General features: G+C 46.1%; 9 protein-coding genes, 6 rRNA genes and 1 riboswitch. Of the genes, 3 read left to right on the forward strand and 12 right to left on the reverse strand.

The window, feature by feature from the left end; all coding sequences use genetic code 11:
* Positions 1–156: 156 nt before the first annotated feature.
* The 6 genes from rrf (DUN60_RS13560) to DUN60_RS13595 all read right to left on the reverse strand — a co-directional run bounded on the left by rrf (DUN60_RS13560) (position 157) and on the right by DUN60_RS13595 (position 10,585).
* Positions 157–272 (reverse strand): 5S ribosomal RNA (gene rrf / locus DUN60_RS13560).
* 98 nt (positions 273–370) lie between these two features.
* A 23S ribosomal RNA gene (locus tag DUN60_RS13565) occupies positions 371–3,263 on the reverse strand.
* Positions 3,264–3,618: 355 nt separating this feature from the next.
* Positions 3,619–5,173: ribosomal RNA gene (locus DUN60_RS13575) — 16S ribosomal RNA — on the reverse strand.
* Positions 5,174–5,570: 397 nt separating this feature from the next.
* Positions 5,571–5,686, reverse strand: a 5S ribosomal RNA gene (rrf, locus tag DUN60_RS13580).
* 95 nt (positions 5,687–5,781) lie between these two features.
* Positions 5,782–8,675: ribosomal RNA gene (locus tag DUN60_RS13585) — 23S ribosomal RNA — on the reverse strand.
* Positions 8,676–9,030: 355 nt separating this feature from the next.
* Positions 9,031–10,585: ribosomal RNA gene (locus DUN60_RS13595) — 16S ribosomal RNA — on the reverse strand.
* The 16S, 23S and 5S rRNA genes sit together here, the layout of an rRNA operon.
* Before the next feature lie 627 nt (positions 10,586–11,212).
* On the opposite strand from DUN60_RS13595, the gene DUN60_RS13600 reads away from it, so the two are divergent.
* On the forward strand, positions 11,213–11,665 hold the full coding sequence (locus DUN60_RS13600) for an RNA recognition motif domain-containing protein (protein ID WP_004736687.1): 453 nt from the start codon (positions 11,213–11,215) through the stop codon (positions 11,663–11,665).
* Here the strand turns inward: DUN60_RS13600 and murI are convergent.
* From murI to DUN60_RS13615, 3 genes are read right to left on the reverse strand one after another with little or no spacing between them, the layout of a single operon-like run.
* Positions 11,628–12,434: a glutamate racemase gene (gene murI / locus DUN60_RS13605; protein ID WP_114634101.1), complete on the reverse strand. Its 807-nt coding sequence runs from the start codon at positions 12,432–12,434 to the stop codon at positions 11,628–11,630. The two genes, DUN60_RS13600 and murI, sit on opposite strands and share 38 nt — an antisense overlap.
* Before the next feature lie 60 nt (positions 12,435–12,494).
* Positions 12,495–13,160, reverse strand: coding sequence for a Dph6-related ATP pyrophosphatase (locus tag DUN60_RS13610; protein WP_114634102.1), 666 nt, complete (start codon positions 13,158–13,160; stop codon positions 12,495–12,497).
* A 48-nt stretch (positions 13,161–13,208) separates the two neighbouring features.
* On the reverse strand, positions 13,209–15,059 hold the full coding sequence (locus DUN60_RS13615) for a TonB-dependent receptor domain-containing protein (protein ID WP_114634103.1): 1,851 nt from the start codon (positions 15,057–15,059) through the stop codon (positions 13,209–13,211).
* Between the two features lie 40 nt (positions 15,060–15,099).
* A riboswitch (cobalamin riboswitch) is annotated at positions 15,100–15,303 on the reverse strand.
* 155 nt (positions 15,304–15,458) lie between these two features.
* Here DUN60_RS13615 and trmA point away from each other — a divergent pair.
* Positions 15,459–16,568 (forward strand): tRNA (uridine(54)-C5)-methyltransferase TrmA, encoded by a 1,110-nt coding sequence (gene trmA / locus DUN60_RS13620; protein WP_102482035.1) that lies wholly within the window; start codon positions 15,459–15,461, stop codon positions 16,566–16,568.
* Positions 16,569–16,665: 97 nt separating this feature from the next.
* Here the strand turns inward: trmA and DUN60_RS13625 are convergent, their stop codons facing one another.
* Genes DUN60_RS13625 through DUN60_RS13635 form a run of 3 tightly spaced genes read right to left on the reverse strand, consistent with a single transcriptional unit; the run spans position 16,666 to position 17,866 of the window.
* Positions 16,666–17,037: a YijD family membrane protein gene (locus tag DUN60_RS13625; protein WP_004736696.1), complete on the reverse strand. Its 372-nt coding sequence runs from the start codon at positions 17,035–17,037 to the stop codon at positions 16,666–16,668.
* On the reverse strand, positions 17,037–17,678 hold the full coding sequence (gene fabR / locus DUN60_RS13630; RefSeq protein ID WP_004736697.1) for an HTH-type transcriptional repressor FabR: 642 nt from the start codon (positions 17,676–17,678) through the stop codon (positions 17,037–17,039). Before fabR ends, DUN60_RS13625 begins: the two co-directional genes overlap by 1 nt.
* The gene (locus tag DUN60_RS13635) at positions 17,675–17,866 is read right to left on the reverse strand and encodes a hypothetical protein (RefSeq protein WP_004736698.1); all 192 of its coding nucleotides are present in this window, start codon (positions 17,864–17,866) and stop codon (positions 17,675–17,677) included. The genes fabR and DUN60_RS13635 overlap by 4 nt, the downstream gene beginning before the upstream one ends.
* A gap of 139 nt (positions 17,867–18,005) precedes the next feature.
* Between DUN60_RS13635 and sthA the strand changes: the two genes are divergently transcribed.
* Positions 18,006–19,406: a Si-specific NAD(P)(+) transhydrogenase gene (gene sthA / locus DUN60_RS13640; RefSeq protein WP_004736699.1), complete on the forward strand. Its 1,401-nt coding sequence runs from the start codon at positions 18,006–18,008 to the stop codon at positions 19,404–19,406.
* Positions 19,407–19,542 lie beyond the last annotated feature (136 nt).

The raw sequence follows: 19,542 nt of genomic DNA on the forward strand, positions 1-19,542 counted from the left end.
AAGAGCGTGTTCTCTAAAAAGAGAACGCTTTCAGTGCCTTAGCACGTAAGCAGGACGCGTATAATACGCTTTCCACTTTGAAAGTCAACATAAAACTCTAAGAAACTTAGAACTCTATGGTGACTTGTCTATTAAATAGACAAAGTCGAAATTAAAGCCTGGCGATGTCCTACTCTCACATGGGGAAACCCCACACTACCATCGGCGCTATTGTGTTTCACTTCTGAGTTCGGCATGGAATCAGGTGGGTCCACAATGCTATGGTCGCCAAGCAAATTTTAAAATTCGGAAAGCTTATTTAAAAGTTATTTCTCTTCAAACGCATTCAAGGTCTGGTACTTCTGAGTCCACAAAACCCCTTGGGTGTTGTATGGTTAAGCCTCACGGGCAATTAGTACAGGTTAGCTCAATGCCTCGCAGCACTTACACACCCTGCCTATCAACGTCGTAGTCTACGACAACCCTTTAGGACACTTATAGTGCCAGGGAAAACTCATCTCAAGGCTCGCTTCCCGCTTAGATGCTTTCAGCGGTTATCGATTCCGAACTTAGCTACCGGGCAATGCCATTGGCATGACAACCCGAACACCAGAGGTTCGTCCACTCCGGTCCTCTCGTACTAGGAGCAGCCCCTTTCAATTTTCCAACGCCCACGGCAGATAGGGACCGAACTGTCTCACGACGTTCTAAACCCAGCTCGCGTACCACTTTAAATGGCGAACAGCCATACCCTTGGGACCGACTTCAGCCCCAGGATGTGATGAGCCGACATCGAGGTGCCAAACACCGCCGTCGATATGAACTCTTGGGCGGTATCAGCCTGTTATCCCCGGAGTACCTTTTATCCGTTGAGCGATGGCCCTTCCATTCAGAACCACCGGATCACTATGACCTGCTTTCGCACCTGCTCGAATTGTCATTCTCGCAGTCAAGCGGGCTTATGCCATTGCACTAACCACACGATGTCCAACCGTGTTTAGCCCACCTTCGTGCTCCTCCGTTACTCTTTGGGAGGAGACCGCCCCAGTCAAACTACCCACCAGGCACTGTCCGTAATCCCGATTCAGGGACCAACGTTAGAACATCAAAACTACAAGGGTGGTATTTCAAGGACGACTCCATCACATCTAGCGACGCAATTTCATAGTCTCCCACCTATCCTACACATGTAGGTTCAATGTTCAGTGCCAAGCTGTAGTAAAGGTTCACGGGGTCTTTCCGTCTAGCCGCGGGTACACTGCATCTTCACAGCGATTTCAATTTCACTGAGTCTCGGGTGGAGACAGCGTGGCCATCATTACGCCATTCGTGCAGGTCGGAACTTACCCGACAAGGAATTTCGCTACCTTAGGACCGTTATAGTTACGGCCGCCGTTTACCGGGGCTTCGATCAAGAGCTTCGACCGAAGTCTAACCCCATCAATTAACCTTCCGGCACCGGGCAGGCGTCACACCGTATACGTCATCTTACGATTTTGCACAGTGCTGTGTTTTTAATAAACAGTTGCAGCCACCTGGTATCTGCGACTCTCGTCTGCTCCATCCGCAAGGGACTTCACTGATAAGAGCGTACCTTCTCCCGAAGTTACGGTACCATTTTGCCTAGTTCCTTCACCCGAGTTCTCTCAAGCGCCTTGGTATTCTCTACCCGACCACCTGTGTCGGTTTGGGGTACGATTCCTTACAATCTGAAGCTTAGAGGCTTTTCCTGGAAGCATGGCATCAATGACTTCACTACCGTAGTAGCTCGACATCGTATCTCAGCGTTAAGAAAGTCCGGATTTACCTAAACTTTCCGCCTACATACTTGAACCTGGACAACCGTCGCCAGGCCCACCTAGCCTTCTCCGTCCCCCCATCGCAATTGTAAGAAGTACGGGAATATTAACCCGTTTCCCATCGACTACGCCTTTCGGCCTTGCCTTAGGAGTCGACTTACCCTGCCCCGATTAACGTTGGACAGGAACCCTTGGTCTTCCGGCGAGGGAGTTTTTCACTCCCTTTATCGTTACTCATGTCAGCATTCGCACTTCTGATACCTCCAGCAGCCCTTACAGACCACCTTCAACGGCTTACAGAACGCTCCCCTACCCCACATACCCTAAGGTACGTAGCCGCAGCTTCGGTGTATAGCTTAGCCCCGTTACATCTTCCGCGCAGGCCGACTCGACCAGTGAGCTATTACGCTTTCTTTAAATGATGGCTGCTTCTAAGCCAACATCCTGGCTGTCTGAGCCTTCCCACATCGTTTCCCACTTAGCTATACTTTGGGACCTTAGCTGGCGGTCTGGGTTGTTTCCCTCTCCACGACGGACGTTAGCACCCGCCGTGTGTCTCCCGGATAGTACTTACTGGTATTCGGAGTTTGCAAAGGGTTGGTAAGTCGGGATGACCCCCTAGCCTTAACAGTGCTCTACCCCCAGTAGTATTCGTCCGAGGCGCTACCTAAATAGCTTTCGGGGAGAACCAGCTATCTCCAGGTTTGATTGGCCTTTCACCCCTAGCCACAAGTCATCCGCTAATTTTTCAACATTAGTCGGTTCGGTCCTCCAGTTGATGTTACTCAACCTTCAACCTGCCCATGGCTAGATCACCTGGTTTCGGGTCTAATCCTAGCAACTGTACGCCCAGTTAAGACTCGGTTTCCCTACGGCTCCCCTAAACGGTTAACCTTGCTACTAAAATTAAGTCGCTGACCCATTATACAAAAGGTACGCAGTCACACCACGAAGGTGCTCCTACTGCTTGTACGTACACGGTTTCAGGTTCTATTTCACTCCCCTCACAGGGGTTCTTTTCGCCTTTCCCTCACGGTACTGGTTCACTATCGGTCAGTCAGTAGTATTTAGCCTTGGAGGATGGTCCCCCCATATTCAGACAGGATATCACGTGTCCCGCCCTACTCGTTTTCACTGATTATGAGATGTCGACTACGGGGCTATCACCCTTTACTGCGGCACTTTCCAGAGCCTTCGTCTGTCTCATTAAAAGCTTAAGGGCTAATCCAATTTCGCTCGCCGCTACTTTCGGAATCTCGGTTGATTTCTCTTCCTCGGGGTACTTAGATGTTTCAGTTCCCCCGGTTTGCCTCCTGTTGCTATGTATTCACAACAGGATACTTGCTTATGCAAGTGGGTTTCCCCATTCAGGAATCCCAGACTCAAAAGGTTATTACTACCTAATCTGGGCTTATCGCAAGTTATTACGCCTTTCATCGCCTCTGACTGCCAAGGCATCCACCGTGTACGCTTAGTCACTTAACCATACAACCCGAAAGGGTCTTAGCGTATGGCAACTAACCAAGGTTTTTGGTTGTCATCAAGAAGGGTTAATTCTTGATAACTGTTTGCCGGACTCAATTGTGAATCAAACTTTAGTTTGATTCGAATACAAGACACTTGAATGTGTTTGTTGTGTTTATCTAATGAAAGATAAACATTGAGAACTTTTAAATTTGATTGAATTACTCGTAAGTAATCAATCAGTCAGCTTTCCAAATTGTTAAAGAGCATAAAGCAAAAAGCTTTAATCAATAACTTACGTTATTAATTAAAGCTCTGGCTTTAACTAAATCTAAACCATCAATCTGTGTGGACACTCATCGTAAGTATCTTCGTATAAGGAGGTGATCCAGCCCCAGGTTCCCCTAGGGCTACCTTGTTACGACTTCACCCCAGTCATGAACCACAAAGTGGTGAGCGTCCTCCCCGAAAGGTTAAACTACCCACTTCTTTTGCAGCCCACTCCCATGGTGTGACGGGCGGTGTGTACAAGGCCCGGGAACGTATTCACCGTGACATTCTGATTCACGATTACTAGCGATTCCGACTTCATGGAGTCGAGTTGCAGACTCCAATCCGGACTACGACGCACTTTTTGGGATTCGCTCACTATCGCTAGCTTGCTGCCCTCTGTATGCGCCATTGTAGCACGTGTGTAGCCCTACTCGTAAGGGCCATGATGACTTGACGTCGTCCCCACCTTCCTCCGGTTTATCACCGGCAGTCTCCCTGGAGTTCCCGACATTACTCGCTGGCAAACAAGGATAAGGGTTGCGCTCGTTGCGGGACTTAACCCAACATTTCACAACACGAGCTGACGACAGCCATGCAGCACCTGTCTCAGAGCTCCCGAAGGCACACCTGCGTCTCCGCTGGCTTCTCTGGATGTCAAGAGTAGGTAAGGTTCTTCGCGTTGCATCGAATTAAACCACATGCTCCACCGCTTGTGCGGGCCCCCGTCAATTCATTTGAGTTTTAATCTTGCGACCGTACTCCCCAGGCGGTCTACTTAACGCGTTAGCTCCGAAAGCCACGGCTCAAGGCCACAACCTCCAAGTAGACATCGTTTACGGCGTGGACTACCAGGGTATCTAATCCTGTTTGCTCCCCACGCTTTCGCATCTGAGTGTCAGTGTCTGTCCAGGGGGCCGCCTTCGCCACTGGTATTCCTTCAGATCTCTACGCATTTCACCGCTACACCTGAAATTCTACCCCCCTCTACAGCACTCTAGTTCACCAGTTTCAAATGCAGTTCCGAGGTTGAGCCCCGGGCTTTCACATCTGACTTAATGAACCACCTGCATGCGCTTTACGCCCAGTAATTCCGATTAACGCTCGCACCCTCCGTATTACCGCGGCTGCTGGCACGGAGTTAGCCGGTGCTTCTTCTGTTGCTAACGTCAAGATATGCAGCTATTAACTACACACCCTTCCTCACAACTGAAAGTACTTTACAACCCGAAGGCCTTCTTCATACACGCGGCATGGCTGCATCAGGCTTTCGCCCATTGTGCAATATTCCCCACTGCTGCCTCCCGTAGGAGTCTGGACCGTGTCTCAGTTCCAGTGTGGCTGATCATCCTCTCAGACCAGCTAGGGATCGTCGCCTTGGTGAGCCATTACCTCACCAACTAGCTAATCCCACCTAGGCATATCTTGACGCGAGAGGCCCGAAGGTCCCCCTCTTTGGCCCGTAGGCATTATGCGGTATTAGCCATCGTTTCCAATGGTTATCCCCCACATCAAGGCAATTTCCTAGGCATTACTCACCCGTCCGCCGCTCGACGCCCATTAACGCACCCGAAGGATTGTTAGTGTCGTTTCCGCTCGACTTGCATGTGTTAGGCCTGCCGCCAGCGTTCAATCTGAGCCATGATCAAACTCTTCAATTTAAGATTTTGTGACTCAACGAATACTGACTTCAAAACTAATATTCATGTAAACATGAACATGTAATTCTAAAGCTATTACCATTCCAACAGAATGGTAATGAATTGACTGTGCCAAAATTAAGTAAACTTAACTTTGTATTGGTCACTCAGTTCATTGAAATCAAGTTTGTTACCGAAGTAACTGTTTTATCCAAAGGATAAAACGTTTTGATATTCATCAACGAGTGCCCACACAGATTGATAGGTTTAAATTGTTAAAGAGCTTTGCTTTCAGTGCCTTAGCACGTAAGCAGGACGCGTATAATACGCTTTCCACTTTGAAAGTCAACATAAAACTCTAAGAAAACTTAGAACTCTATGGTGACTTGTCTATTAAATAGACAAAGTCGAAATTAAAGCCTGGCGATGTCCTACTCTCACATGGGGAAGCCCCACACTACCATCGGCGCTATTGTGTTTCACTTCTGAGTTCGGCATGGAATCAGGTGGGTCCACAATGCTATGGTCGCCAAGCAAATTTTAAAATTCGGAAAGCTTATCTAAAAGTTATTTCTCTTCAAACGCATTCAAGGTCTGTCTTTGAGTCCACAAAACCCCTTGGGTGTTGTATGGTTAAGCCTCACGGGCAATTAGTACAGGTTAGCTCAATGCCTCGCAGCACTTACACACCCTGCCTATCAACGTCGTAGTCTACGACAACCCTTTAGGACACTTATAGTGCCAGGGAAAACTCATCTCAAGGCTCGCTTCCCGCTTAGATGCTTTCAGCGGTTATCGATTCCGAACTTAGCTACCGGGCAATGCCATTGGCATGACAACCCGAACACCAGAGGTTCGTCCACTCCGGTCCTCTCGTACTAGGAGCAGCCCCTTTCAATTTTCCAACGCCCACGGCAGATAGGGACCGAACTGTCTCACGACGTTCTAAACCCAGCTCGCGTACCACTTTAAATGGCGAACAGCCATACCCTTGGGACCGACTTCAGCCCCAGGATGTGATGAGCCGACATCGAGGTGCCAAACACCGCCGTCGATATGAACTCTTGGGCGGTATCAGCCTGTTATCCCCGGAGTACCTTTTATCCGTTGAGCGATGGCCCTTCCATTCAGAACCACCGGATCACTATGACCTGCTTTCGCACCTGCTCGAATTGTCATTCTCGCAGTCAAGCGGGCTTATGCCATTGCACTAACCACACGATGTCCAACCGTGTTTAGCCCACCTTCGTGCTCCTCCGTTACTCTTTGGGAGGAGACCGCCCCAGTCAAACTACCCACCAGGCACTGTCCGTAATCCCGATTCAGGGACCAACGTTAGAACATCAAAACTACAAGGGTGGTATTTCAAGGACGACTCCATCACATCTAGCGACGCAATTTCATAGTCTCCCACCTATCCTACACATGTAGGTTCAATGTTCAGTGCCAAGCTGTAGTAAAGGTTCACGGGGTCTTTCCGTCTAGCCGCGGGTACACTGCATCTTCACAGCGATTTCAATTTCACTGAGTCTCGGGTGGAGACAGCGTGGCCATCATTACGCCATTCGTGCAGGTCGGAACTTACCCGACAAGGAATTTCGCTACCTTAGGACCGTTATAGTTACGGCCGCCGTTTACCGGGGCTTCGATCAAGAGCTTCGACCGAAGTCTAACCCCATCAATTAACCTTCCGGCACCGGGCAGGCGTCACACCGTATACGTCATCTTACGATTTTGCACAGTGCTGTGTTTTTAATAAACAGTTGCAGCCACCTGGTATCTGCGACTCTCGTCTGCTCCATCCGCAAGGGACTTCACTGATAAGAGCGTACCTTCTCCCGAAGTTACGGTACCATTTTGCCTAGTTCCTTCACCCGAGTTCTCTCAAGCGCCTTGGTATTCTCTACCCGACCACCTGTGTCGGTTTGGGGTACGATTCCTTACAATCTGAAGCTTAGAGGCTTTTCCTGGAAGCATGGCATCAATGACTTCACTACCGTAGTAGCTCGACATCGTATCTCAGCGTTAATGAAAGTCCGGATTTACCTAAACTTTCCGCCTACATACTTGAACCTGGACAACCGTCGCCAGGCCCACCTAGCCTTCTCCGTCCCCCCATCGCAATTGTAAGAAGTACGGGAATATTAACCCGTTTCCCATCGACTACGCCTTTCGGCCTCGCCTTAGGAGTCGACTTACCCTGCCCCGATTAACGTTGGACAGGAACCCTTGGTCTTCCGGCGAGGGAGTTTTTCACTCCCTTTATCGTTACTCATGTCAGCATTCGCACTTCTGATACCTCCAGCAGCCCTTACAGACCACCTTCAACGGCTTACAGAACGCTCCCCTACCCCACATACCCTAAGGTACGTAGCCGCAGCTTCGGTGTATAGCTTAGCCCCGTTACATCTTCCGCGCAGGCCGACTCGACCAGTGAGCTATTACGCTTTCTTTAAATGATGGCTGCTTCTAAGCCAACATCCTGGCTGTCTGAGCCTTCCCACATCGTTTCCCACTTAGCTATACTTTGGGACCTTAGCTGGCGGTCTGGGTTGTTTCCCTCTCCACGACGGACGTTAGCACCCGCCGTGTGTCTCCCGGATAGTACTTACTGGTATTCGGAGTTTGCAAAGGGTTGGTAAGTCGGGATGACCCCCTAGCCTTAACAGTGCTCTACCCCCAGTAGTATTCGTCCGAGGCGCTACCTAAATAGCTTTCGGGGAGAACCAGCTATCTCCAGGTTTGATTGGCCTTTCACCCCTAGCCACAAGTCATCCGCTAATTTTTCAACATTAGTCGGTTCGGTCCTCCAGTTGATGTTACTCAACCTTCAACCTGCCCATGGCTAGATCACCTGGTTTCGGGTCTAATCCTAGCAACTGTACGCCCAGTTAAGACTCGGTTTCCCTACGGCTCCCCTAAACGGTTAACCTTGCTACTAAAATTAAGTCGCTGACCCATTATACAAAAGGTACGCAGTCACACCACGAAGGTGCTCCTACTGCTTGTACGTACACGGTTTCAGGTTCTATTTCACTCCCCTCACAGGGGTTCTTTTCGCCTTTCCCTCACGGTACTGGTTCACTATCGGTCAGTCAGTAGTATTTAGCCTTGGAGGATGGTCCCCCCATATTCAGACAGGATATCACGTGTCCCGCCCTACTCGTTTTCACTGATTATGAGATGTCGACTACGGGGCTATCACCCTTTACTGCGGCACTTTCCAGAGCCTTCGTCTGTCTCATTAAAAGCTTAAGGGCTAATCCAATTTCGCTCGCCGCTACTTTCGGAATCTCGGTTGATTTCTCTTCCTCGGGGTACTTAGATGTTTCAGTTCCCCCGGTTTGCCTCCTGTTGCTATGTATTCACAACAGGATACTTGCTTATGCAAGTGGGTTTCCCCATTCAGGAATCCCAGACTCAAAAGGTTATTACTACCTAATCTGGGCTTATCGCAAGTTATTACGCCTTTCATCGCCTCTGACTGCCAAGGCATCCACCGTGTACGCTTAGTCACTTAACCATACAACCCGAAAGGGTCTTAGCGTATGGCAACTAACCAAGGTTTTTGGTTGTCATCAAGAAGGGTTAATTCTTGATAACTGTTTGCCGGACTCAATTGTGAATCAAACTTTAGTTTGATTCGAATACAAGACACTTGAATGTGTTTGTTGTGTTTATCTAATGAAAGATAAACATTGAGAACTTTTAAATTTGATTGAATTACTCGTAAGTAATCAATCAGTCAGCTTTCCAAATTGTTAAAGAGCATAAAGCAAAAAGCTTTAATCAATAACTTACGTTATTAATTAAAGCTCTGGCTTTAACTAAATCTAAACCATCAATCTGTGTGGACACTCATCGTAAGTATCTTCGTATAAGGAGGTGATCCAGCCCCAGGTTCCCCTAGGGCTACCTTGTTACGACTTCACCCCAGTCATGAACCACAAAGTGGTGAGCGTCCTCCCCGAAAGGTTAAACTACCCACTTCTTTTGCAGCCCACTCCCATGGTGTGACGGGCGGTGTGTACAAGGCCCGGGAACGTATTCACCGTGACATTCTGATTCACGATTACTAGCGATTCCGACTTCATGGAGTCGAGTTGCAGACTCCAATCCGGACTACGACGCACTTTTTGGGATTCGCTCACTATCGCTAGCTTGCTGCCCTCTGTATGCGCCATTGTAGCACGTGTGTAGCCCTACTCGTAAGGGCCATGATGACTTGACGTCGTCCCCACCTTCCTCCGGTTTATCACCGGCAGTCTCCCTGGAGTTCCCGACATTACTCGCTGGCAAACAAGGATAAGGGTTGCGCTCGTTGCGGGACTTAACCCAACATTTCACAACACGAGCTGACGACAGCCATGCAGCACCTGTCTCAGAGCTCCCGAAGGCACACCTGCGTCTCCGCTGGCTTCTCTGGATGTCAAGAGTAGGTAAGGTTCTTCGCGTTGCATCGAATTAAACCACATGCTCCACCGCTTGTGCGGGCCCCCGTCAATTCATTTGAGTTTTAATCTTGCGACCGTACTCCCCAGGCGGTCTACTTAACGCGTTAGCTCCGAAAGCCACGGCTCAAGGCCACAACCTCCAAGTAGACATCGTTTACGGCGTGGACTACCAGGGTATCTAATCCTGTTTGCTCCCCACGCTTTCGCATCTGAGTGTCAGTGTCTGTCCAGGGGGCCGCCTTCGCCACTGGTATTCCTTCAGATCTCTACGCATTTCACCGCTACACCTGAAATTCTACCCCCCTCTACAGCACTCTAGTTCACCAGTTTCAAATGCAGTTCCGAGGTTGAGCCCCGGGCTTTCACATCTGACTTAATGAACCACCTGCATGCGCTTTACGCCCAGTAATTCCGATTAACGCTCGCACCCTCCGTATTACCGCGGCTGCTGGCACGGAGTTAGCCGGTGCTTCTTCTGTTGCTAACGTCAAGATATGCAGCTATTAACTACACACCCTTCCTCACAACTGAAAGTACTTTACAACCCGAAGGCCTTCTTCATACACGCGGCATGGCTGCATCAGGCTTTCGCCCATTGTGCAATATTCCCCACTGCTGCCTCCCGTAGGAGTCTGGACCGTGTCTCAGTTCCAGTGTGGCTGATCATCCTCTCAGACCAGCTAGGGATCGTCGCCTTGGTGAGCCATTACCTCACCAACTAGCTAATCCCACCTAGGCATATCTTGACGCGAGAGGCCCGAAGGTCCCCCTCTTTGGCCCGTAGGCATTATGCGGTATTAGCCATCGTTTCCAATGGTTATCCCCCACATCAAGGCAATTTCCTAGGCATTACTCACCCGTCCGCCGCTCGACGCCCATTAACGCACCCGAAGGATTGTTAGTGTCGTTTCCGCTCGACTTGCATGTGTTAGGCCTGCCGCCAGCGTTCAATCTGAGCCATGATCAAACTCTTCAATTTAAGATTTTGTGACTCAACGAATACTGACTTCAAAACTAATATTCATGTAAACATGAACATGTAATTCTAAAGCTATTACCATTCCAACAGAATGGTAATGAATTGACTGTGCCAAAATTAAGTAAACTTAACTTTGTATTGGTCACTCAGTTCATTGAAATCAAGTTTGTTACCGAAGTAACTGTTTTATCCAAAGGATAAAACGTTTTGATATTCATCAACGAGTGCCCACACAGATTGATAGGTTTAAATTGTTAAAGAGCGCTAGCGTTTTGTGATTTACATCTCAGTCGCTAGGGGTGCGTACTATACCTGCACCACTTAGAGAGTCAAGGATTATTTTTAACTCCTTTTTCTCTACCGATTTCACTGTGTGACTTTCGTCTCACTCCGTGTCGGTGAGGCGGCATTATAGAGAGATCGACATAGAGCACAAGGGCTTTTTTGAATAAAATTTTTGTTCGCCTAAAAAGCCACCAGATCCGCATTTTTCGAATAAAAACTAAACATTTGAGACGTATCACAGCAATACATTGGCAAAATGGAAACCATGAACGTAAGATTCATGTATCTATTTTGTTAAGAGTAGATGCGTCTATTTCGTTTATTAATATGTAGTATTCCGATATGAACTCAAAAAAATCGATGTTGTTAATTGTCGCACTAGCTGTTCTAGGTGGCATTGTTTTCTCTCAGGTAGATATATCGCCTGCAATTACCTTTATCCTTGGTGTCTTGGCTTCCGCTTTTGTTGTTAACTTTTCAAGCACCGACTCAAAATCAGATTCAGAACCTAAGGCATCAACAAAAACACTTTATGTAGGTAACCTTCCATACAAAGCGAATGAATCACACGTACGTGAATTATTCTCAGAGTATGGTGAAGTATTTGCAGTACGCTTAATGAAAGACAAACGTACTGGTAAAAGAAGAGGCTTTGGATTTGTCGTAATGGCTAGCAATGATGTGAATCATGCTATTTCAGAACTCAACGATAAAGATTACATGCAACGAACTTTAAAAGTGCGAGTTGCAAATGATCCTAAACATCCAGAAACGGACGAAGCTGAACTGAGCTAAATCCTAACTGCTTTAACATGCTATTTAGTGCACTTTCTTTCTTAGGAAGTGCACTACAAAAAACCTCGCGCACTCCTCCTTCTCTATTACCACTTTCCAAATCCAATAAATCTTGAACTCGCTTCGCAATCGCTTTACCGGAATCAACCAATAAAACACTCTTACCTAAGACTTGTTGAATCTCTGATTTTATCAGCGGGAAATGTGTGCATCCTAAAACGGCCACATCAATTGTATTGATCATCGGTTGAAGGATGAGTTGCAGCTCTTCAAGGTCAATCGTCTCCCCCCTGAGTTTGTCTTCGGCCATATCCACCAGCCGAGTAGAACCTAACAGTTCGACTCTTTTATTACTCGAGAAGTTTTTGATGAGCTCGTGTGTGTATTCACGAGTAATCGTTGCGGGAGTAGCAATCAGACCCACCGCTTTATTGGCAAGTAGGGATGCAGGTTTGATTGCCGGAACAACGCCAACAATTGGGATTAGATTATTAGCACGCAGTGTAGGTAAGACAATCGTACTTGCGGTATTGCAGGCTATTACTACGATATCAATAGCGTGGCTAGCCACAAAGCTAGCGACGATACTTTGGACTCTGCGGACAAGAACTTGTTGATCGAGTTCACCGTATGGGTAAGCCTCGTTATCGAATACATAAGTATAGTTATGATTCGGTAGTAACTGGCTTATCTCCTTATATACAGATAGGCCACCCACTCCAGAATCAAAGACCAATATATTTTTTTGTAGACTATCCGACACAACGATTACCTATAATAAGTTTCGCTGCAATGATACTCCTTCGCTTAGTTTTCGCCAATCCTCACTCTATATAATGCAAGCTTGATAACGTTGATGAACAAAGCGCTCACCTTGCTCTACATTTTCTAGATCTATCTTGAGCTTACCTTTAAAGCATGGCGCTGACATCACTAAGGTATGGAACTCACCATCTTCGCCACATGGATCGACACGACTCGGTAAACTGTCTATTAGTTCAAGCGTGTATTTTTTCCCGCAATAGCTCATGTCTAATGCATCGCTATCGACCGTGACGAGAAAGGTTTCAATTCCTCTGTCTATTATTTCACTCGCAAGTGCCTGACTGCTCTCTCCCATTAAGGGAAACACACACTCCCACCCCGCAGGTTCTATATAGCTTCTTCGATAATCGGCAATGCCATTACAAAACATGTCTCCAAACGCGACCGCATCGATTGATAAGCCAGAACCTTTAAGTGCGGAGACAATGGTACTTTGATAAATCTCATTACTAGGAAACACTTCCGGGAGCTCAATCGTGATGAGTGGCAAACCGACTAATTGCGCCTGCATGGCAACCACATCAATGGGAGTCACTTGGAAAGGAACTTCATCTCCAACATATGTCGTGTATAGAGCGACAACTTCATATTCGGAGCTTTCAAGTAGACGCTCTAGCGTTAATGTCGAGTCTTTACCTGACGACCAACTCATGACGACTTTCTTTTTCATTGATATACCCAATAAGAAAAAACCGCCCGGAGGCGGTTTAGGTGTAAATTAGAATTGGTAAGAAGCTGATATAAAGTATTCACGACCAGGCGTCGCGTAACCGCTATACATTTCATAGTCTTTATCGAATGCGTTACTCAGTTTTCCTTTCACCTTTAGATCTGCCGAAACTGCGTACTCAGCAGTAAAGTTCCAAAGGCTGTAACTTGCCAATCGTGTCGTCCCGTTAAAGCGCTCGCCTTGATAAAGGTACTGAGAGCCTAAGATCCAATCACCAAATTCAGCAAAAGCATTCCACTTAGCACCTTGTTTGGAACGGTATGCTAACTGTTGTTCTTTGCCATTAGATTTGTCTACTGGATCTTTCCAGTCTAAGTAGAACTGATGTGTAACAATTGAGGTGTCAAAACCTAAGCCCAGTTCAACGCCTTTGATTTCAGCCTCTCCAATATTAGTCATGCCTGAGCCTTGCCACATCAACATGTTATCAATCTTGTTGATGAAACCAGTAATCGACCAATCTAGATAAGAATGTGAACCTTCTAGCGTTAGCTCTGTATTTTGAGAATCTTCTGCTTTGAGATTAGGTGCTTCAAAGCCCGGATAATAGAGGTCCAAAAAGGTAGGTGCTCTGAAGGCTGTGCCATGGCTTGCTTTAAGCTCATAATTATCAAGGAATGTCCAACCCGCCGCTGCTTGCCATGTCGTGTTGTTTCCATATTGGCTGTTCTCATCGTTTCGAGCACTTGCTTCAAGTGTCCAGCTATCTATGGTGTATTGACTAATAACACTCACACCATAGTTTTCACGAGGGTTTTCTTCAGGTTTGTAGTAACTAGAACCTGTATATCCTTCATCTAACTCTTCACGTCGATAATCTAAACCACCACCCAAAGCCAACTGCTCGTTTACTCGGTATGAATTCAACCAAGCAGCATTGATTTGGTTAATCGATGTGATACCGCCACTCTTCTTACTCTTACCTACAATATAATCGTAGTTGTCTTGCTCTGCATAAGTAAGATCTAAGGTTGAAGTGAGGTTATCTTCGTTATAAGCCAAATTTGTATTGATTGAACGAAATTCAGTTCGGCCAACTTTTTCTTCATGTCGAGCTGGCCCCCAAGGAGAAGCGGTCGAACTATTGTCGTACTCACCTTCATTGTCGTAAGCCACGACATTAACAAAAGCATTAACTGTCTTAGTTAGCTGATTTTGGTAGCCGATATTTACATTGTATGACTCAAAACCGTGTTCATCACCATCGTTGATACCCTCAATCGGCTTAACATTAAACCCATCATCTTTTTCATAACCAATAACAGCTTTAATATGTTGGCTGTCATCAATCTTATGCAGAGCAGCTAAAGAGGTTACATAATGATTGTTTGTACCATACCCGCCATACACTTTAACGGCATCTTCATTCACATCTGCTCTGGTAATAATATTGATGACACCAGAAATAGCTTCTGAACCATAGATAGAGGCACGAGCACCACGAATGAATTCAATTCTTTCAATTGAGTTAACTGGCAAAGAGTTAAAATCAACACCGCCCATCATAGCTCTTGGTAAGCGGGTACCATCCATTAGAACTAGTACTTGAGAAGAACTACCTCCTCGCACATAGAACGAGGCTGTTTGCCCACGACCACCATATTGAGCAACTTCAACGCTTGGCAACGTTCGAAAAACTTCAATAAGGCTATTTGCTTGAAGTTTTGAGATATCTTCTTTGGTAACGACAACAGTTTGAGCTAATACAGCACCGTCAACTTGCTCAAAACGGTTAGCCGTAACCACCATGGTTTCGTCAGTAGATGCTTCTTGGGCGTGTAAATTGGAGATAGGTGAAAGTAGCGATGCTACAGCAACCGCTAAAAGGGATTTGTTCATGTTGTGATCCTAAATCGCGTAAAGTCCTACCAAGCCACATTGTATGGCTTAGCCGCTGGCAGGTATTCGGACTCAAGAGCACAACCTTATGGTTTACCTCATATTCGACTTCCCACAAAAAGCTATTTGCAGTGTCTTTGAATACTCGTTCTCTCTTACCGCTGCGCGTCAGTTCTGGATTTACACCAGATTCCCTCTTCAGCCATCTATACATCCAAATGGCACCAGCTTGCGGGAGATAGTATTAACCTATGAATCATTTGTCTAGTCTAAGATAGTTATAAGCTATAGTTTTCATGCTCGATTTACATTGAATAGCTCTCAACACTGGACAAGCGCCTGTGATTGAATAAAATCTGCGCTCTTGATTTAAAAGCACGACAGCAAAAAGGCATAACAATGGCGAATTTAGATGTAAACCCGCAACGCTACCAAGAACAACTAGCAGAAAAGACTGAGCGTCTTACTGAAATGTTCTCACAATACGATGTGCCTGAGTTGGAAGTGTATGAATCTCCAGAACAACACTACCGCATGCGTGCTGAATTTCGCGTGTGGCATGAAGGTGACGATATGTATTACGTCATGTTCAATCAAGAGACCAAAGAAAAATACCGTGTAGACCAGTTCCCAGCAGCTAGCCGCCTTATCAACGATTTAATGCCTCTACTAACAGATGCAATGAAAGACAACCACTCTCTACGCCATAAGCTATTCCAAGTAGATTTTCTTTCTACGTTGAGTGGTGAGATTTTGGTATCACTGCTTTACCACCGTCAATTGGGTGAGCAATGGATTCAAGATGCTAAAGCACTGAAGCAGCAATTGAATGATGAAGGTTTTAACCTAAACCTGATTGGCCGTGCGCGTAAGATGAAAATCGTCCTTGATCGCGACTACGTAATTGAAAAGCTAGATGTGAATGGTGATAGCTATATATACCAGCAAGTAGAGAACAGCTTTACTCAACCAAACGGCAAAGTAGCAGAGAAAATGCTGGAATGGGCTGTCGACTGCACTCAAGGCAGCAAAGGTGACTTGTTAGAGCTTTACTGTGGCAACGGTAACTTCTCATTAGCTCTGGCACAAAACTTTGAGCGTGTACTTGCAACTGAGCTAGCGAAGCCATCTGTTGAGTCTGCTCAATACAACATTGCGGCGAACAAGATTGATAATGTTCAGATTATCCGTATGTCTGCGGAAGATTTTACCGTAGCAATGGAAGGTAAGCGTGAATTCCGCCGCCTACAACAAGCAAACATCGATCTGAAGAGCTACAACTGCAACACTATCTTTGTTGATCCACCGCGTTCAGGTATGGACGTTGATACTTGTAAGATGGTTCAAGGCTACGAGCGCATCATGTACATCTCTTGTAACCCTGAGACATTGAAAGAGAACCTAGACATTCTAAGCGAAACACACGACATCACTCGTTTTGCTCTATTTGATCAGTTCCCTTATACGCACCACATGGAAGCCGGTGTATTCCTAGAGCGTAAAGCGTAAGTCTCGCTATCTAGGTCGAGGTCGAAGTCGAAGCTAAACAGCAGATACAAAAAACGAGCCAATTGGCTCGTTTTTTTATTTATACGTTGACGTTGGTTTAAGCGGTTTTACCGATAAAGCCTAGCTTCTTACCTACCCAAGCGAGTAGCAGCATCGCGACAATAATCGCAAAGAAGTTTGATCCTGCATCAGGGTGTTGTGCTTTCACAAAAGCCGAATGGCCAAATGCACCTACAAAGAAACAAGCTAAACCCACTAATGGAATATCTTCAGATACTGGATTCGTTAGGTATTCTTGGTAAAGCGCTTGTACAGCCAAAACTAAAGCAATCAATGGGAAAATAGAGAAGCCCACTTCGCTCATTGTTACCCAAGATAACAGTGCATCACCACACACACCTGCAACAACAGCAAGTACGAGTGTCTTTCTTTCAGAACCACGGTTTACAGTATTATTTTCATTCGACATTATTCAATCCCGCCTTTTAATCGGTTACGTTCACGTTCTTTACGATACCAAAAAGCACCTTTGGCCATCATTCGCAATTGCATGATCAAGCGATCAGCCAATTCATCTCGCTGACGTCGATCTAAATCTAATGCTTCTGCCCCTGAGTTGAAGACCAAAATGACGGAGGCTTCAGCTTGAGTAAAAGCTTCATCTCGTGTCATGCCAGTCGTTATCAAATATTCGGTTAACTCAGCAGAGAAGTGCTGTATCTCACGAGCTACCGCAGCACGAAACTCAAAAGAGGTTCCTGAGCGCTCTCGCAATAACAGTCTGAATACGTTTGGGCTGCTTTCAATGAATTCCATAAAGGTTTCAACCGAGGTACGAATCACACTACCTTCTTTTACTATGCGTTGCCTAGCTTGACGCATTAGCTGACGCAACAGTAAGCCACCTTCATCAACCATGGTTAAGCCAAGCTCATCCATGTCTTTGAAATGACGATAAAAGGAAGTCGGCGCTATTCCAGCCTCACGAGCAACTTCTCTCAAGCTTAGGTTGGAAAAGCTACGATCGGCACTGAGCTGGCTAAATGCTGCGTCGATTAAGCTACGACGAGTTTTTTCTTTTTGCTGCGCGCGAATGCCCATTGGTTTCATACTTTATCAAACTCTTCTTTTACAGCCAAAACAGGCATGCCTAATACTCTGTTCAATATAACGCGAATCACATATTTATATAAGGCACTCTGGTTATATAAGACACTAAACACACCTCTTTGTTCACGTACCGAAGTAAATACGTTCGAAGAAAAAATTTCAATATCCACACTGTCATTTGGAGACATACAACATACCAAATATTATTTTTTCGATAACACTGCGTGATCCCACCGACTCTCTGATGCCCTTTTCATGTACCCAAGAACAGAATCAGTTAAAATCTCGCTAAAGCAATGTTAATCAAATATAACAAGGAAGATATCTATGCCGCACTCCAACCACTTTGATGTAATCGTAATTGGTAGTGGCCCCGGAGGAGAAGGGGCAGCGATGGGATTAACCAAAGCCGGGTTGAACGTTGCAATCATTGAAAAAGAGAGCAGCGTTGGTGGTGGTTGCACCCACTGGGGAACGATTCCTTCAAAAGCACTGCGTCATGCAGTAAGCCGCATCATTGAATTCAATAGCAACCCGCTGTTTTGTCAGAACAATAAAAGCATTCACTCAACCTTCTCCAACATTCTGGGTCATGCTAAATCAGTCATCGACAAACAGACTCGATTGCGTCAAGGCTTCTACGACCGTAACCAGTGCACATTGGTGTTTGGTACTGCGCGTTTTATCGATACTAACACTATCTCTGTCATGCAGAGCGATGGTACTGAAGAACATTACAGCGCAGACAAATTTGTTATCGCAACAGGTTCTCGTCCTTATCAACCAGACAACGTCGACTTTCTGCATGAACGTATCTACGACAGCGACTCGATTCTTTCTCTTAAACACGACCCTCAACACATCATCATCTATGGGGCTGGCGTTATTGGTTGTGAATACGCTTCAATCTTCCGTGGTTTAGGCGTTAAAACCGATCTTATTAATACTCGCGATCGCCTGTTGTCATTCTTAGACAATGAAACCTCGGATGCTCTGTCTTATCACTTCTGGAACAGCGGCGTTGTTATTCGCAACGATGAAACCTTTGAGAAAATTGAAGGTACTGACGACGGTGTAATCATTCACTTAGAGTCTGGTAAGAAAATGCGTGCCGACTGTCTACTGTATGCCAATGGCCGAACGGGTAATACTGACAAGCTGAATCTTGGTGCCGTTGGCTTAGAAGCGGACTCTCGAGGACAAGTATCAGTCAACAGCAACTACCAAACCAGTGTTGAACATGTTTACGCTGTTGGTGATGTGATTGGTTATCCTAGCCTAGCAAGTGCTGCTTATGACCAAGGTCGATTCGTGGCCCAAGCCGTGGTGAAAGGTGAAGCAGAACGACACCTTATCGAAGACATCCCAACAGGTATCTATACCATTCCTGAGATCAGCTCTGTCGGTAAAACAGAACAAGAGCTTACTGCGGCTAAAGTACCTTATGAAGTGGGACGATCTTCATTCAAACACTTAGCTCGTGCTCAAATCGCAGGTAAAGATATTGGTAGCTTGAAGATACTTTTCCATCGTGAAACTAAAGAGATTTTAGGTATCCACGTTTTTGGTGAGCGTGCTGCTGAGATCATCCACATCGGTCAGGCGATCATGGAACAGAAAGGCGAAGCCAATACCATCGAGTACTTTGTGAATACTACCTTCAACTATCCAACAATGGCCGAAGCGTATCGCGTCGCAGCGCTGAACGGACTTAACCGTTTGTTCTAAACAAAGGACCAATAGGACTATTTGACCACCTGTAGGCCAAATATATAAACAGCAAGCTATGAGCTTGCTGTTTTTATTTAAACTACTGAATTATATAGTCATACCGGTAATTAGATCATGATGTTCTAAATGCCAC

The organism is Vibrio splendidus (assembly GCF_003345295.1).
Classification (GTDB): Bacteria; Pseudomonadota; Gammaproteobacteria; order Enterobacterales; family Vibrionaceae; genus Vibrio; species Vibrio splendidus_K.

What these genes read in the sequence shown, in the direction of transcription:
- DUN60_RS13625 (WP_004736696.1), bottom strand. Translation starts at nt 17,037, where the DNA reads ATGTCGAATGAAAATAATACTGTAAACCGTGGTTCTGAAAGAAAGACA.
- DUN60_RS13610 (WP_114634102.1), bottom strand. Translation starts at nt 13,160, where the DNA reads ATGAAAAAGAAAGTCGTCATGAGTTGGTCGTCAGGTAAAGACTCGACA.
- DUN60_RS13635 (WP_004736698.1), bottom strand. Translation starts at nt 17,866, where the DNA reads ATGTCTCCAAATGACAGTGTGGATATTGAAATTTTTTCTTCGAACGTA.
- sthA (WP_004736699.1), top strand. Translation starts at nt 18,006, where the DNA reads ATGCCGCACTCCAACCACTTTGATGTAATCGTAATTGGTAGTGGCCCC.
- fabR (WP_004736697.1), bottom strand. Translation starts at nt 17,678, where the DNA reads ATGAAACCAATGGGCATTCGCGCGCAGCAAAAAGAAAAAACTCGTCGT.
- trmA (WP_102482035.1), top strand. Translation starts at nt 15,459, where the DNA reads ATGGCGAATTTAGATGTAAACCCGCAACGCTACCAAGAACAACTAGCA.
- DUN60_RS13600 (WP_004736687.1), top strand. Translation starts at nt 11,213, where the DNA reads ATGAACTCAAAAAAATCGATGTTGTTAATTGTCGCACTAGCTGTTCTA.
- DUN60_RS13615 (WP_114634103.1), bottom strand. Translation starts at nt 15,059, where the DNA reads ATGAACAAATCCCTTTTAGCGGTTGCTGTAGCATCGCTACTTTCACCT.